The sequence below is a fragment of the Rhizobium sp. CAU 1783 genome (assembly GCF_054551725.1).
This window is the reverse complement of record NZ_JBTOLM010000003.1, coordinates 413,426-428,029: the sequence shown is the minus strand read 5'-3', so window position 1 is coordinate 428,029 and position 14,604 is coordinate 413,426. Positions and strand designations below refer to the sequence as shown.

The 14,604-nt window shown below is 61.8% G+C and carries 16 protein-coding genes and 4 tRNA genes; 10 read left to right on the top strand and 10 right to left on the bottom strand.

Annotation, left to right across the window (positions count from 1 at the left end; genetic code table 11):
* The first annotated feature begins 31 nt into the window (after positions 1–31).
* Together ACX93L_RS15860 and ACX93L_RS15855 are read left to right on the top strand one after the other, a co-directional pair.
* A complete protein-coding gene (locus ACX93L_RS15860) occupies positions 32–277 on the top strand; it encodes a zinc-finger domain-containing protein (protein ID WP_459405713.1) in 246 nt (81 codons plus the stop codon).
* Positions 278–299: 22 nt separating this feature from the next.
* Complete coding sequence (locus ACX93L_RS15855) at positions 300–1,466, top strand: FAD-dependent monooxygenase (RefSeq protein ID WP_459405712.1); 1,167 nt, start codon at positions 300–302, stop codon at positions 1,464–1,466.
* 20 nt (positions 1,467–1,486) lie between these two features.
* On the opposite strand, the gene ACX93L_RS15850 is transcribed toward ACX93L_RS15855, so the two are convergent.
* A complete protein-coding gene (locus tag ACX93L_RS15850) occupies positions 1,487–2,677 on the bottom strand; it encodes a cystathionine beta-lyase (protein WP_459405711.1) in 1,191 nt (396 codons plus the stop codon).
* 357 nt (positions 2,678–3,034) lie between these two features.
* On the opposite strand from ACX93L_RS15850, the gene ACX93L_RS15845 reads away from it, so the two are divergent.
* The 4 genes from ACX93L_RS15845 (at position 3,035) to ACX93L_RS15830 (ending at position 7,301) form a co-directional block, all read left to right on the top strand.
* Positions 3,035–4,063, top strand: a complete 1,029-nt coding sequence (locus ACX93L_RS15845) for an amino acid ABC transporter substrate-binding protein (protein WP_459405710.1) — start codon at positions 3,035–3,037, stop codon at positions 4,061–4,063.
* Between the two features lie 100 nt (positions 4,064–4,163).
* Positions 4,164–5,357, top strand: coding sequence for an amino acid ABC transporter permease (locus ACX93L_RS15840; RefSeq protein WP_459405709.1), 1,194 nt, complete (start codon positions 4,164–4,166; stop codon positions 5,355–5,357).
* Between the two features lies 1 nt (position 5,358).
* A complete protein-coding gene (locus tag ACX93L_RS15835; RefSeq protein ID WP_459405708.1) occupies positions 5,359–6,513 on the top strand; it encodes an amino acid ABC transporter permease in 1,155 nt (384 codons plus the stop codon).
* 14 nt (positions 6,514–6,527) lie between these two features.
* On the top strand, positions 6,528–7,301 hold the full coding sequence (locus tag ACX93L_RS15830; RefSeq protein ID WP_169588397.1) for an amino acid ABC transporter ATP-binding protein: 774 nt from the start codon (positions 6,528–6,530) through the stop codon (positions 7,299–7,301).
* 104 nt (positions 7,302–7,405) lie between these two features.
* On the opposite strand, the gene ACX93L_RS15825 is transcribed toward ACX93L_RS15830, so the two are convergent.
* The 9 genes from ACX93L_RS15825 to ACX93L_RS15785 form a co-directional block, all read right to left on the bottom strand.
* The gene (locus tag ACX93L_RS15825) at positions 7,406–7,720 is read right to left on the bottom strand and encodes a hypothetical protein (RefSeq protein WP_459405707.1); all 315 of its coding nucleotides are present in this window, start codon (positions 7,718–7,720) and stop codon (positions 7,406–7,408) included.
* A gap of 223 nt (positions 7,721–7,943) precedes the next feature.
* Entirely contained in the window at positions 7,944–8,687 is a 744-nt protein-coding gene (locus tag ACX93L_RS15820; protein ID WP_459405706.1) for a hypothetical protein, read from the bottom strand.
* Between the two features lie 366 nt (positions 8,688–9,053).
* Positions 9,054–9,809 carry a thermonuclease family protein gene (locus tag ACX93L_RS15815; RefSeq protein ID WP_459405705.1) on the bottom strand — a complete coding sequence of 252 codons (756 nt, stop codon included), beginning with the start codon at positions 9,807–9,809 and terminating at the stop codon, positions 9,054–9,056.
* Positions 9,810–9,975: 166 nt separating this feature from the next.
* A tRNA-Arg gene (locus ACX93L_RS15810) sits at positions 9,976–10,052 on the bottom strand.
* Between the two features lie 63 nt (positions 10,053–10,115).
* Positions 10,116–10,421, bottom strand: a complete 306-nt coding sequence (locus tag ACX93L_RS15805; RefSeq protein ID WP_459405704.1) for an ETC complex I subunit — start codon at positions 10,419–10,421, stop codon at positions 10,116–10,118.
* A gap of 241 nt (positions 10,422–10,662) precedes the next feature.
* Positions 10,663–11,022 (bottom strand): hypothetical protein, encoded by a 360-nt coding sequence (locus tag ACX93L_RS15800; RefSeq protein WP_459405703.1) that lies wholly within the window; start codon positions 11,020–11,022, stop codon positions 10,663–10,665.
* A gap of 129 nt (positions 11,023–11,151) precedes the next feature.
* Positions 11,152–11,228: transfer RNA gene (locus tag ACX93L_RS15795), tRNA-Pro, on the bottom strand.
* Positions 11,229–11,317: 89 nt separating this feature from the next.
* On the bottom strand, positions 11,318–11,764 hold the full coding sequence (locus ACX93L_RS15790; RefSeq protein WP_459405702.1) for a DUF192 domain-containing protein: 447 nt from the start codon (positions 11,762–11,764) through the stop codon (positions 11,318–11,320).
* Positions 11,765–11,804: 40 nt separating this feature from the next.
* Positions 11,805–12,383, bottom strand: a complete 579-nt coding sequence (locus ACX93L_RS15785; RefSeq protein WP_459405701.1) for a cold-shock protein — start codon at positions 12,381–12,383, stop codon at positions 11,805–11,807.
* 184 nt (positions 12,384–12,567) lie between these two features.
* Here ACX93L_RS15785 and gloA point away from each other — a divergent pair, with 184 nt between their 5' ends.
* From gloA to ACX93L_RS15765, 4 genes are all read left to right on the top strand, one after another.
* Positions 12,568–13,008: a lactoylglutathione lyase gene (gene gloA, locus ACX93L_RS15780; RefSeq protein ID WP_459405700.1), complete on the top strand. Its 441-nt coding sequence runs from the start codon at positions 12,568–12,570 to the stop codon at positions 13,006–13,008.
* Between the two features lie 162 nt (positions 13,009–13,170).
* Positions 13,171–13,980, top strand: coding sequence for a hypothetical protein (locus ACX93L_RS15775; protein ID WP_459405699.1), 810 nt, complete (start codon positions 13,171–13,173; stop codon positions 13,978–13,980).
* 246 nt (positions 13,981–14,226) lie between these two features.
* Positions 14,227–14,301 (top strand) — tRNA-Glu (locus ACX93L_RS15770).
* A 215-nt stretch (positions 14,302–14,516) separates the two neighbouring features.
* Positions 14,517–14,591, top strand: a tRNA-Glu gene (locus ACX93L_RS15765).
* Positions 14,592–14,604: the final 13 nt, after the last annotated feature.

Genomic DNA, 14,604 nt, shown 5'->3' with positions numbered 1-14,604 from the left:
CGCCGCGTTGAATGGCATAGCGGAGAACAACATGGCCGGGCACAGCATTCCCCATTTCCAGAACGACGGCGGTCACCGGGTGATCGAAATCGGCGTGAAGGAATTCATGTGCACAGGCGCATCCGTTCCCTTCGACCATCCGCACATCTTCATCGACATGGGACATGACAACGAGAAGGTCTGCTCCTACTGCTCGACGCTCTTCCGCTACAATCCGTCGCTCAAGGCCGAGCAGACCAATCCGCCCGGCTGCGTCTTTCACGTGAAGGCGGCGTAAGCGGCGCCTGATCGGACACGTCATGTCGATCAAGACCGCCGCCATCATCGGAGCCGGGGTGGCGGGGTTGACGACCGCGCTGTCACTCGCCCGCCACGGAATCCACTCCAAGATCTTCGAACAGGCGCCGCAGCTCGGCGAAGTCGGTGCGGGCCTGCAGATTTCGCCGAACGCCTCGCGCATTCTCGCCGAACTCGGGGTCCTGGACGAACTCGAGAAACACTGGCTTGAGCCGAATGAAATCCGGCTGGTATCCGGCGTGACGCTGAAGATGCTCGCGAGCGTTCCGACCGGACATTTCGCGCGCCGCCGCTGGGGTGCCCCCTATGGCGTACTGCACCGCGCGACCCTCCAGCAGGCATTGCTCACAAAGGTCCTGCAGACCCCTCTCTGCCGGCTGCACCTCGGCTGCCGGATCGACGATCCGAATCCGGAGACCATCGAGAACATCACCGGCTCGAAACCGCATGTGATCATCGCTGCCGACGGCGCCTGGTCTTCCGCGCGAAAGCTGGTCGAAGATGGCCCGATCGTCACGTTTTCAGGCAACATCGCCTGGCGCTTCACCGTCCCTGCTGCTGGGGCGCCGGGCTTCCTCGATCCGGCCAATGTGACGGCCTATCTCGGGCCGGACACCCATCTGGTCGCCTATCCGCTCAAGGAAGTCGACGGCTTCAATATCGTCGCGATCGCCGCTGGCATGGATCCTGGAGAGACATGGGCGACCGAGGGGAGCGGCGCACAGCGTGCCATGCTTCTGCGCCAGTTCTCCAGATGGAATACGGAAATCACGGCACTCCTCGCCTCGATCGAGAAGGCGACGTTCTGGCCGCTTTACCAGGCTTCGTCCGGACGCTGGCAGAATGGGCGGGAAACGGTCCTGATCGGCGATGCCGCGCACGCGATGATGCCGTTTTCGGCTCAAGGCGCGGTCATGGCGATCGAGGATGCTTTCGAGCTCGGGGGGGCGATTGCAGCCCCCCTTCCCCTGGCCGAGGCGCTCGCCGGGTTCGAGGCCACGCGCCAGAAACGGGCGGCCCGGGTGCGTGATCGCGGCGCCTTCAACAAGTTCGCCTACCACGCCAAGGGACCGATCCGCATCGGTCGCGACATCGTCCTGAAACTGCGCTCGCCGGAGAGCCTGGCCGCTGACTTCGACTGGCTCTACGGCTACCACGCCCGCGGCTAGCAAAAGCTTTGGCGCCGGGGTCAGACCTCGGACGCCGCCTTGAAGCCACGCTCGAGGTCCGCGATGATGTCCTCGACATTTTCCAGACCGATCTGCAGACGCAGCACGGGCCCCTCTGACGGAGCCTTGCGGATCGTTCGGTCCTGAAGATTGACCATCACGGCGAGGCTTTCGTAGCCGCCCCAGGAATAGCCGAGCCCGAAGAGCCTCAGGCTGTCGAGGAATGCGCGTGCCTTCGGCTTGAACTGGTCCGGCTCATCGACCGCGAGCACGAAGGAAAAGATCCCGCTCGCGCCCTTGAAATCGCGCTTCCAAAGCTCGTGGCCCGGGAAGCTCGGCAGCGCCGGATGCAGAACCCGGGCGACATCGTCCCGGCCCTCGAGCCAGCGTGCAACGGCAAGCGCACTCTTCTGGTGGTGTTCGAGACGAATTCCCATCGTGCGCAAGCCGCGCAGGATCTGGTAGGCGTCGTCCGACGAGACACACATGCCGAGATTGGTATTGGCCTCCTCCAGCGTCTTCCAGTGTGCCGCGTTGGCGGACACCGTGCCCATGAGCAAATCCGAATGGCCAGACGGATATTTGGTGGCCGCATGGATCGTCACGTCGACACCGAAATCGAGCGCCTTGAAGTAGAGCGGCGTCGCCCAGGTATTGTCCATGGTGACCACGCAACCATGCCCGTGGGCCGCCTCGGCGATCGCACGGATATCCTGCATCTCGAAGGTGTTCGATCCCGGCGCCTCGGTATGGACAAGACGGGTGTTCGGCTTGATGAGAGCCGCGATCCCGGCCCCGATCTCGGGATCGTAGTAATCGACCTCGACGCCGAGGCGCTTCAGGATCGTGTCGCAGAAACGGCGGCACGGGAAATAGACGGAATCGACGATCAGGGCGTGATCGCCCGCCGACAGGAAAGCCAGGAACGGCACGGTGATGGCCGCGAGCCCAGACGGCACCAGGATCGTTCCGGCCGATCCTTCGAGTTCGTTGATCGCCTCGCACAGCGCGTCGGTGGTCGGCGTGCCATGCGTGCCGTAGGTGTATTTCTGCTGGCCGCTCTCCATCGTGTGGACATCCGGGAAGAGCACCGTGGAGGCACGCACGACGGGTGGATTGACGAAACCGTGGAAGCTCGACGGGTCGTGCCCGATATGGCAAAGCCGCGTATCCGTGCCGGCGCCGACCAGCATGTCCTTCCTGTCTGTCATGATCCCTGAAGCCTTTTTCAATGCGAGATGAGGGCGTGATTTTTGAAGGGCGCACGGCCCATGGTCAAGCCTCGATTTGTCACCGTGGCAATGGCCGGAGCGACGATCCAAAGCGCTTGCGGACGACCTATTTCTTAGCCAAAAACGCCTCCAAAGCACTGATTTATGCCTGTTTTTCAAGCTGAATTAGCAAATTGCCACTTTTCCTCGCATTTTGAGTCATCAACACTTGACCATCGAACCATTTAAGACTGTGATAGTCGGGCTCGCACCGGGAGGGCAGCGGGCCGGCCAGCATCGCCGACCTTCATGGCGCGTCGCGGCCGAAACAAAAGACAACGGAAAAGGTTGGGAAAAATGAAAAAGAATCTTCTGTCGGCCGCAATCGGCGCTGCTGTCCTGGGATTGGGCGCATCGGCCGCTTATGCCGGCACGCTTGATGACGTCAAGGCAAAGGGTTTCGTGCAGTGCGGCGTGAACGGTTCGAATCTCGCCGGCTTCGGCGCTCAGGATTCCTCCGGCAACTGGACCGGTCTCGACGTCGATCTCTGCAAGGCCGTCGCAGCCGCCGTGTTCGGCGATGCCACCAAGGTGAAATACACTCCCCTTTCGGCAAAGGACCGTTTTCCGGCCCTGCAGTCCGGTGAAGTGGACATGCTCGCCCGTAACACGACCTGGAGCGCCAGCCGCGACAGCCAGCTCGGTTTCGACTTCCGCGCCGTCAACTACTATGACGGCCAGGGCTTCATGGTCACCAAGGCGCTCAACGTGAAATCGGCTCTCGAGCTTTCGGGTGCTGCCGTCTGCGTGCAGTCCGGCACGACGACCGAACTGAACCTTGCCGACTATTTCAAGGCGAACGGCATGGAATACAAGCCGGTCGTCTTCGAAAAGCAGGAAGAAGTCGATGCCGCCTACCAGGCCGGCCGTTGCGACGTCTACACCACCGACCAGTCGGGCCTCTATTCGATCCGCCTGTCGCTCGCCAACCCGGACGATCACGTGATCCTGCCGGAAATCATCTCCAAGGAGCCGCTCGGCCCGGCCGTTCGCCAGAACGACTCCAAGTGGTTCGACGTCGTCTCCTTTGCCCACTATGCGATGGTCACGGCTGAAGACTTCGGCATCACCCAGGCCAACCTGGACGAAATGCTGAAGTCCGAGAACCCGGACATCAAGCGCTTCCTGGGCGAAGAAAAGGACCAGACCATCGGCAAGGACCTCGGCCTTGACGAAAAGTGGGCCTACAACATCATCAAGGCCGTCGGCAACTACGGCGAATCCTTCGAGCGCAACGTCGGTACCGGCAGCCCGCTGAAGATCCAGCGCGGCCTGAACGCTCTGTGGTCGAAGGGCGGCCTGCAGTACGCACCGCCGATCCGCTAATCGGATTGACGCATACCGGGAAGGCGCAATGCGCCTTCCCGCCCAAAGCAATAAAAAGATACGCAGCCACGACGAGGGCTGAAGTACAGGGGACAGATATATGGCAGTTGCAACCGCAGGCGGGGGCGGAACCGACCGTCCTGCCACGTCATTGCTCTATAATCCGGCGCTGCGCCAGTTCGTCTACCAGGCCCTCACGGTCGTCGGCATTGTCTGGCTGTTCTGGTTTGCCGGCTCCAATGCCGCACAGAACCTTGCCAAGGCCAACATGACGGCCGGCTTCGACTTCCTGAACAGCCGCGCCGGTTTCGACATCGCCCAGACGCCGATCGCCTATACGAGCGATTCCAGCTATCTGCGCGCCCTCACCCTGGGACTCGTCAACACGCTCATCGTCGCGGTCACGGGCATCATCACGGCCACCATCGTCGGTATCATCGTCGGTATTGGCAGGCTGTCCCACAACTGGCTGATCTCGCGGATCTCGACCGTCTATGTCGAGGTGTTCCGCAACATTCCGCCGCTGCTCGTCATCTTCTTCTGGTACAAGGGCGTTCTTTCGCTCCTGCCGGACGTCAAGAAGTCGCTGGAGCTGCCGCTGTCGGTGTTCGTGAGCAATCGGGGCATCTACATGCCGGCGCCGATCTTCGGCGAAGGCATGTCTGTCGTGCTCGCGGCCTTCGCAATCGGCGTCATCGGTGCGATCATCTATGCCCGATGGGCGGCGAAGCAGCAGCTTGCCACCGGCAAGCGCCCGCCCGTGCTGGCCGTGAACATCGGCCTGATCGTCGGGCTTCCGGTTCTCGCCTTCATCCTGATGGGCATGCCCGTCACCTTCGACGTTCCCGAACTCGGCAAGTTCAACATGCGCGGCGGCACGGTCATCGGACCGGAATTCCTGTCGCTCTACATGGCGCTCTCCTTCTACACCGCCGCCTTCATCGCCGAAATCGTGCGCGCCGGCATCCGGGGCGTCTCCAAGGGGCAGACGGAAGCCGCCCATGCGCTCGGCATTCGCCCGGGCCTGACGACGCGGCTGATCGTCCTTCCCCAGGCGCTGCGCATCATCATTCCGCCGTTGACCTCGCAATATCTGAACCTGACGAAGAACTCGTCTCTGGCAGTCGCGATCGGCTATGCGGATCTCGTGGCCGTCGGGGGCACCATCCTCAACCAGTCCGGCCACTCGATCGAAATCATCGCGATCTGGATGCTGATCTACGTGTCGATCAGCCTCGCGACATCACTGTTCATGAACTGGTTCAACGCCAAGATGGCACTGGTGGAGCGTTGATATGAGCGATCAAGTCTACTTCCTCCGCCGCCAGTTCCTGGCGCCCGAACCGCCCCCAGCCTCCGACAAGTCGGCCGGCGCATGGATCCGAAAGAACCTTTTCGCCTCACCGCTCGACAGCCTGATGACGATCGTGTTCGGCGGCGCCATCATCTGGTTCGTGCTGTCGGTGTTTGACTGGCTGTTCATCTCGGCAGTCTGGAGCGGCGACGGCCGCGCCTTCTGCGCGACGGCGGTCCAGGGCGGCAACCAGCCGGACGGCTGGAGCGGCGCGTGCTGGGCCTATGTCGGCGACTGGTTCACCCAGTTCATGGTCGGCTCCTATCCGCGCGACCAGCTCTGGCGACCGATCACCGTCGCAGTGCTGTTCGTCTTGCTGCTGGTGCCGTTCCTGATACCCAAGGCGCCGCGCAAGGGGCTCAACGCCTTGCTGCTGCTCGTCGCGCTGCCGATCCTCGCCTATATCCTGCTGCTCGGCGGTCATTTCGGCCTCAGCCACGTCGAGACCTCGATGTGGGGCGGTCTGATGGTGACGCTGATCCTCTCATTCATCGGGATCGTGGTGTCACTGCCCTTCGGCATCCTGCTGGCCCTCGGCCGGCGCTCGCAGATGCCGATCGTGCGGGCTGCCTCCATCGGCTTCATCGAACTCGTCCGCGGCGTGCCGCTGATCACCGTGCTCTTCATGGCGAGCGTGCTGCTGCCGCTGTTCCTGCCGCCGGGCGACAACATCGACAAGTTCCTGCGCGCGCTGATCGGCGTCTCGATCTTCGCGTCTGCCTACATGGCCGAAGTCATTCGCGGCGGCCTCCAGGCCATTCCGAAGGGGCAGTACGAGGGGGCGGATTCGCTCGGCCTGAGCTTCGGGCAGAAGATGGTCTTCATCATCATGCCTCAGGCCATCAAGCTTGTGATCCCGGGCATCGTGAACACCTTCATCGGCATGTTCAAGGACACCTCGCTCGTCTCGATCATCAACATGTACGACCTGCTCGGCATCGTGAAGGCCAGCTTCGGCGACGCCAAGTGGATCACGCCCGTCACCCCGTTGACGGGGCTTATCTTCGCAGGTTTCATCTTCTGGATCTTCTGCTTCGGCATGTCGCGCTATTCCGCCTTCATCGAGCGGCATCTCGACACCGGACACAAACGCTAAACAGGACCACTCTCATGGCTGACGCTCCCCTCAAGACGCTCTCCGTTTCGGAAACGGAAGTCGCTGTCGAAATCATCAACATGAACAAGTGGTACGGTGATTTCCACGTTCTGCGCGACATCAACCTCAAGGTCATGCGCGGCGAGCGCATCGTCATTGCCGGCCCCTCCGGTTCGGGCAAATCGACGATGATCCGCTGCATCAACCGCCTGGAAGAACACCAGACCGGTCAGATCATCGTCGACGGGACGGAACTCACCAACGACCTCAAGAAGATCGATGAAGTGCGCCGCGAAGTCGGCATGGTGTTCCAGCACTTCAACCTCTTCCCGCATCTGACGATCCTGGAAAACTGCACGCTGGCGCCGATCTGGGTGCGCAAGATGCCGAAGAAGAAGGCCGAGGAAATCGCCATGCACTTCCTCGCCCGGGTCAAGATCCCGGAACAGGCCCACAAGTATCCGGGCCAGCTCTCCGGCGGCCAGCAGCAGCGCGTGGCGATCGCCCGTTCGCTGTGCATGAACCCGAAGATCATGCTGTTCGACGAGCCGACCTCGGCACTCGACCCGGAAATGATCAAGGAGGTTCTCGATACCATGGTCGGGCTCGCCGAAGAAGGCATGACCATGCTCTGCGTGACCCATGAAATGGGCTTTGCCCGTCAGGTCGCCAACCGGGTGATCTTCATGGACCAGGGCCAGATCGTCGAGCAGAACTCGCCGGCCGAATTCTTCGACAATCCGCAGCACGAGCGCACCAAGCTCTTCCTCAGCCAGATCCTCCACTAGGAAGCGCAACAGCCCGGTACTCCGGGCGGGACGCATCGTCACTGAAACGAAAAATGGCGGCCCCGGGCCGCCATTCTGATTCTTGCATCTTGGAGACACACCGGTCAGCGAAGCCCGTTCTTGCGGAGAGCGAGCGTGGTGTTCTTCTTGAGGTCAGCGGCAAGCTTGCGGGCTTTGGCTGGGGCAATACCCCCGGCAACCGACGCCTGCTCGAAGGCGGCGAGATGGGCATCGCAATTCTTCAAGCCGGCAGGAAGCTTGCCGCCCTTGGCGAGAGCGACGCGGCAGACCTGATAATCATACGAAGTCTTGGCCACGAGCTCCTGAGGCGTGAATTTCTGGGCGCCGGTCGTCTGGCAGCCACTGGCGAGGGCCGCAATGAGAAGCACGGCGGGTACAGTTTTCGAGAAGTTCATCATCCGACACATATCCGTAAGGCTGGAACATTAATTGGGATCATGCAAAGCAACGGGATTCGACGTCAGCGAGAGCCAGCTCGAATTGCCTGCATTGCCGGCTGCATTCGGGGGGCAGACAACCGCACATGGTGCGGCGACTCAAATTCGACCGACCGTCTTGTGCGGCGTCAGATCCCACCGTGGGGGGACTACCGCGTTACGTCGTTAGTCCTAACGCGACGCCCTATTGTCCGGGGGAAGGAACAGGACCGTTGCCAAGTCCGCCTCCAAGTCCGCCTCCAAGTCCGCCGACAGCACCGCCTCCAAGGCCGCCGCCAAAGGAACCGGTAACATTCGATACAGCCTGGCTAATCCTGCCGGAGAGAAGGCTCGAGGTCTGGGTGGTGGTCTGCTGGACGACCTGCGGCGCCGCAACGCTTTTCGGAGGTGAATTGACAAGCGAGCTGACAACGGCCGAGACTGTCGGCAGGCTCGTCACCTGACCGGCAACCTTCGACGGAGGAGCGGAAATCGTCACGGTCTGCTGGACGACCTGCGGGACGTTGGGCTGGGTCGGAGAAGTCGGATTGGCGGCAGCCGTCGGTCCGGACGGAGCAGACGGACTCGCAGAATCGCCGGAGCGATCGTTACGCGTCGACTGCCGATCATCGTTGCCGGTGGAGCCGCCATTGCCGCTTCCGTTCGAACCGTCGCTCGGCTGACCGGAATCAGGCGTTGACGAGCCGCCATCGGACGGGGTGCCACCGCCATTGTCCGGCGGAGTGCCACCGCCATTATCCGGCGGGGTGCCGCCGCCATTGTCTGGCGGGGTGCCACCGTTCCCAGGCGGGGTGCCGCCGGGGCCACCGAACCCGCCGCCATTGTCTTCAGGATCGACGTCTTCCGCCATCACCGGCGCATGAATGACTGTTGCAAAAATCACCGTGCTCGCAAGGAGCGCCGACATCAGATAAAGTCTTTTCATCATTGAATTTCTCCCTTCAAAACAGGAAAACAAATATTGTTCTTGGGCGTCGAGCTTATTTTCCCACTACATTCAGAGAGGACACTAATTTCTACACGTTAAAATATTCGAAATGAATATTAGTATTCGGTTATAAACTATAGGGAAAATATATACACTATACATTTCGAATACTCGGATCACGCTGTCGACAATTACGATCCGCGCAGCATCACTGCCCGATGTAATCCACCCATTCGCCGACAGATAGCTTCAACATGGATGATATGGGGGCGCCATACGCTTCCTGTGCGAGGAGGCGACCTGCACGACATTGTTCATCCGGAATGCCGGAGCGGATAGCTTTCCCAGGGGAGGCACAATCGTGCCTCAGGGACACCAGGACTTCTGCTGACCAAAACGCGGCTGCGCGAGGCCTTCGGAGACGAGTATGGCTCCGAGAGACCGGCCGTCTCGCGTCACGACACGCATCGCGGGACCACTTTCGGGGACATTCTGCCCCTTCAACTCGGAAAATTCGAAACGCCCGGCATTGAGCAACTGCCGCAGCCGGACCTTGGCGGCAAAGCCGCGGTCCCGCTCCTGCTGGCACTTCGCCCCTTCGGTCGCAGGCGCGACCACATCGGCGAGCGCGATGCGCCCCTTGCGGAACCAGAAGCTGTCGCCATCCACGACGCAGTTGTCGAGACCCGAGGTACCGCAGAAATAGAAGGTCGCGGAAAAGCCCTTGCCGTCGGCGGAGGGATCGCCCGGCCGTCCCGACGGCACCGGCACGGTGGCTGGCGCCTTGACCGCCTCGGCACCGATTTCGGCGGGCGGCGTCGGACCTTCCGCCGTTTTTGAAGCCGGCTTGGCCGCCGGCTTTGTCGCGGTGTTCGACGCCGCCTCGGTTTTGGCGCGCGACGCCGACGTCGGGGGCTTTTCAGCCGTCGGATGCCTGGCCGGGTCTGGCAGATAGGTGGCAATGAGACGCGGCAGATCGGCGCGATTGTCGTAGATGGCAATCGCCACGGCGACGGCCACAAGCGCTAGCAGCCAAAAGCCGAAGCCGCCGCCGGCCGCGCCCTTGCGCCGGGAGCTGGTGCGCTTGCGCGGCTTGCCCTTGGATGTAGCGGTGCGTGCCATCAAATTTGTCCTTTCGGAGACCGGAACCCGGCAGGATTTCCCCAGGGGCCGAAGCGACGACGCCCGTTGCGCGCGCGAATCGCACACCACCGACCCTCTTGCCGAGCGATAGCCGATTTGCCCGGCCGAAAGCCAGCGGGTGATGATACGTGGCGGAAGGAAGAAGTGGCGACCCCTGCAGGATTCGAACCTGCGACCACCTGCTTAGAAGGCAGGTGCTCTATCCAGCTGAGCTAAGGGGCCTTGCCTGCCCGGGCACTGGAGCGCGGGCAAGAGCACATGCAATGGGCGCGGCCGGACAGCCGGTCAGTGCGTCCAAGGCTGCAGGCGATTGAACTTGAAATTGTCGGTGTAGGAAACGGCCTGCCGCTTTGCTTCCTTGGGTTGGAGCACGCGGTATTCGATGCCTTCGCGCTGGGCATAGGCTTCGGCCTGTTCCTGCGTTTCGAAGGTCAGCTTGACCTGCTGGCGGGTGTCGGCCGAGGTCGTGTACCCCATCACCGGATCGATCTTACGGGCGATTGCCTGGTCGAATTCCAGAACCCAGAGATGCGTCTTGGCCTTGCCGGACTGCATTGCGGTCTTTGCGGGGCGGTAGATCTTGGCAGACATGTCGCATCCAACTCCGAAGGAAACGGCGCCGGGACCCCTCCCCGCACCGCGTGATCACCTCGCCTGCCGCAACCTCGCGCCACGTCAGGCCTAGTTTCGTCGTAGCGACGATTGAAGGGATTTTCAAGCGGAAGATGGGGCGGTTGCCGACAGGGACGGACCGCACCCAACTTGGACGATCAAGCGTTGCGCTGATGCGCGGTCGCGTCGATATGACGTACGGTCACGGACGCCGGGACGGCTACTCGACACATTCGGTCTTGGCGTTGGTCTCGGCCTCCGCGGCCGCCGTCTTTTCGCCCTGCTGCTGAGCCGCAACGTCCTGATTCGACGTGGCGAGGTTCGGATCGCTGGACAGCGGCAAAGTGCGGCCGTCCTTGGCAAGCGCCTCACCCTCCCCGGCGGTCGTCGTCGTGCCGCCGGGTGTTTCGGTCCGGTTTTCTGCCGTGGCGCCGGCCTCGAGCGGCGCGTGACTGCCGTCCTTGGCGAGCCCGGCAGACGTGCCGCCATTGATTGAACCTGTAACATCCGGGCACGCAGCCCAGGCAGGCGCCGAAAGGGCGAGGCAAACTGCTGTTGTCAGCGGAAAAAGTACCTTCATCGTCTATCCTCCCATTGATCTATGGAAACGACACGCACGCTCTGATTGTTCCGAAGATGTTCGGAACACTAAAATGACAGAAGAAGCGGAAAGAAGGATGAGAAACCGCCTGCCGCGGCAGCATTGCCGTGGTCGGAGTGGAGAGATTCGAACTCCCGACCCTCTGGTCCCAAACCAGATGCGCTACCAGACTGCGCTACACTCCGTACCGGCGATGTGAGCCGCAATACACGGTTCGACCCCGGCCCGCAACAGCAAAAAGCCAAAGTGGCATCGTCGCGACGGCGACGCGGGATTATTGGGAAGAGGACTTCGGCGGGACGATCTCGACCGTCGCGCCCTCCGTGATGCCGAGCGCCGCGGCCCGTCCACCGCGGATTTCCAGCACATAGTGAACCGGTCCGCCGGAGGAGATGATCGTTTCTGAAAAAGGCGTGGTGCGATGGGCGATCCGGCTGACGCGGCGGTCCTCGCCGATGAACAGCATGTCGAGCGACAGCGGCGTGTCCTTCATCCACATCATCACGTCGCGGGTTACACCGAAATCGAAGAGCATGCCCTGGTCTTCACCAAGGTCCTCGCGGAACATCAGGCCATGTTCGCGCTGTTCCGGGGTCGTCGCCCACTCGACATCAAGGATACGCTCGGCGCCCTCGACGGTGTGGATCGTCAGCGGACCTCTGTCGAAATGCGGCCCTTCCGCGCTCGCGGGAACCGCCAGCGCGAACAAAAAAAGCGCCACGAAAGCGCTTTTCAGGATGCGAATGCTCGACGCCACGATCTTAGTGCGCCCGGACGGCGGGGTTCGGATTGTCCGGATGGATCTCGGCGGCCATCAGGCCCTTTTCGCCGGGTCCGAAGCGGACAAGCACGGTCTGGCCGGGACGAAGTTCGGTGAGGCCGAAGCGGCGGAGCGTCTCCATGTGCACGAAGATGTCCTCCGTCCCCTCGCCGCGCGTCAGGAAGCCAAAACCCTTGGTGCGGTTGAACCACTTGACCAAGGCACGCTCCAGACCGCTCGTCGCGGTGACCTGGACGTGGGTGCGAACCGGCGGCAGCTGCGAGGGATGGATGGCCGTCGACTGGTCCATGGAAAGGATGCGGAAGGCTTGGTAGCCCCGGTCACGCTTCTGGATCAGGGCGACGATGCGGGTGCCCTCGAGGATGGTCTGGTAACCGTCGCGGCGCAGGCAGGTCACGTGCAGGAGAACATCCTGCATTCCGTTGTCGGGTACGATGAAGCCGAAGCCCTTGGCGACATCGAACCACTTCACGACACCGGTGATCTCGATCAGATCGACGGCCTCGCCGGACAGCTCCTCGAAACCAGCGAGCTCTTTCGATGAAATCCTGTCCGCCATTTCCCAAAGCCCCTCGAAACGCGTCACATTGCAGAGTTAACTGATTCTTGAAGAAGAGATTAACATTCGAGCAATGGCGCTGTGCAAGTCCTAGTTTCACATATTCCCAGATGCTTTTTGGGCTATGATCCTTGCTCGAAGCTGTTGCCCGCTCCATATCCTGCGGACCATCCGGAGAACCTTCATGCGCTATCTACACACCATGGTCCGCGTCAAAGACCTCGACGCCTCCTTGAATTTTTATTGTACCGTTTTTGGACTGACAGAGATACGGCGAATGGAAAACGAGAGGGGTCGTTTCACCCTCGTCTTTCTTGCGGCCCGCGACGACCTCGGCAAGGCTCAAGCGGAGCTCGCGCCGTGCCTTGAGCTCACCTACAACTGGGACACGGAAGACTATACCGGCGGCCGCAACTTCGGACACCTCGCCTATGAGGTCGACGATATCTACGCCACCTGCCAGAGGCTGATGGACAACGGCGTGACGATCAACCGCCCGCCCCGCGACGGCCACATGGCCTTCGTGCGTTCCCCGGACGGGATCTCGATCGAGATCCTGCAGAAGGGCGAGAGCCTGGCACCGGCCGAGCCCTGGGCTTCCATGCCGAATACCGGTGCCTGGTAAGACGCCACACTTCACGCCTCGCGCAAGATTGGTCGCTTACGACAAACACATCGATGGCACGCCGGGATATGGCGCGCCGAAACCGGAACGGCCGCCTGTCCGCCGACAGGACTTAAGCGGTGTTCGCGATGTGGATGCGGGGTTCGACCAGTGTTGCGCAAGATGAAGACAGTGACCGGCGGCACGCTTGGCCGTGCCGCCCTGTCCGCCACGGCGGCGCTGATGCTCGCCTCGTGCCAGACGACGGCCCAGGAGGCCGCCCAGGGCGATGCGGCGGCCGATACAGCGGTCGCGGCCGCTCCCCCGGCCAAGGCCGGAAAAACCGGCCAGAAGACGGGTGCCGGTTACTCCGACCCCTTCGTCGTCAGCATGGCCGGCCAGAAGACCGCGCAGCCAGCTACAGCACCTGCCGGAGACGGCGCGATCGCCGCCTATGCGCCTGCACCGGCTTCCACGCAGACGGCGAATGCGGCCGATCTCGGCGAATTGACAATGCAGCCGACGGCCGTCAATGCGAGCCGCAACAGTCTCTTTTCCCAGGCGCCGGCGGCGTCCGAACCGGTGGCAGCAGATGCGCCTCAGCCGACCGACATGGCAATGGCCGACGGGGCAAAGGCTAACGAGGCGATGACTGATGGGGCTGGAACCGCTTCTTCGAGCATCGTGCCGTCGGACCTGCCGAGCCGGCAGATCAACCCGATGAGCAAAAGCTTGTTCAGCGCGGACCTTCGCCAGGCGGAACCGCCGGTCATGGAGACGGCAAGCGCGCCGGCCGCGAGCGCCGAGGAAGTGCCGGTCTATGAGCAGCCGGGTGCCGCGACCGCGGATGTGGCCGAAGCACCGTCCGAAGAGGCTGTAGCCTACGCCGCCGAGCCTGCGCCTGAAGCCGTGCCGACACCGAATCAGAGCACCGCCAAGAAGCGCAAGTGGCTGCCCACGCTCTCGGAAATTTTCGGCAAGAAGAAGAACTAGCCTTTCGCCTCCTGACGCGGCAATTGGCGGATCCGGCGTTCATCTGCCGGAATGCCGGCTTTCCAGCCTTCTCAGGGTTTCTGCTGCCCACCGCTCTCAAACCATGTCGGCAAGGCACTGGATTCATTGCCGGAAATCGTGAGCGTCCGATTTTCCCGACCGACTTTCATTTTTTTGCAAAAAACAGAAATTGGCGCTTGCGGGAATAAAATCACCTGACTATAAGGGCGCCACAACGAAGCGCAGGCGCCCTTCGTCTATCGGTTAGGACACCAGATTTTCATTCTGGGAAGAGGGGTTCGACTCCCCTAGGGCGTGCCACTTCTTCTCTTTTCTCCAAGAAAATTCCAGATCTTTGATTACGGCTGCGGCCGCTCGGTCGCGGACTTTTTCCGCGCGCTTTCGACGCCGTAACCGGGTGGATCCGCCGGTTTTCCACAGGTCGGATTTTTTTGGAAATTGGGATGAAAAAACAGCAAGATTCCGCTTGCGGGTTTCGGCGACCCTGACTATAAGGGCGCCACAACGAAGCGCAGGCGCCCTTCGTCTATCGGTTAGGACACCAGATTTTCATTCTGGGAAGAGGGGTTCGACTCCCCTAGGGCGTGCCACTTCACCTTACGT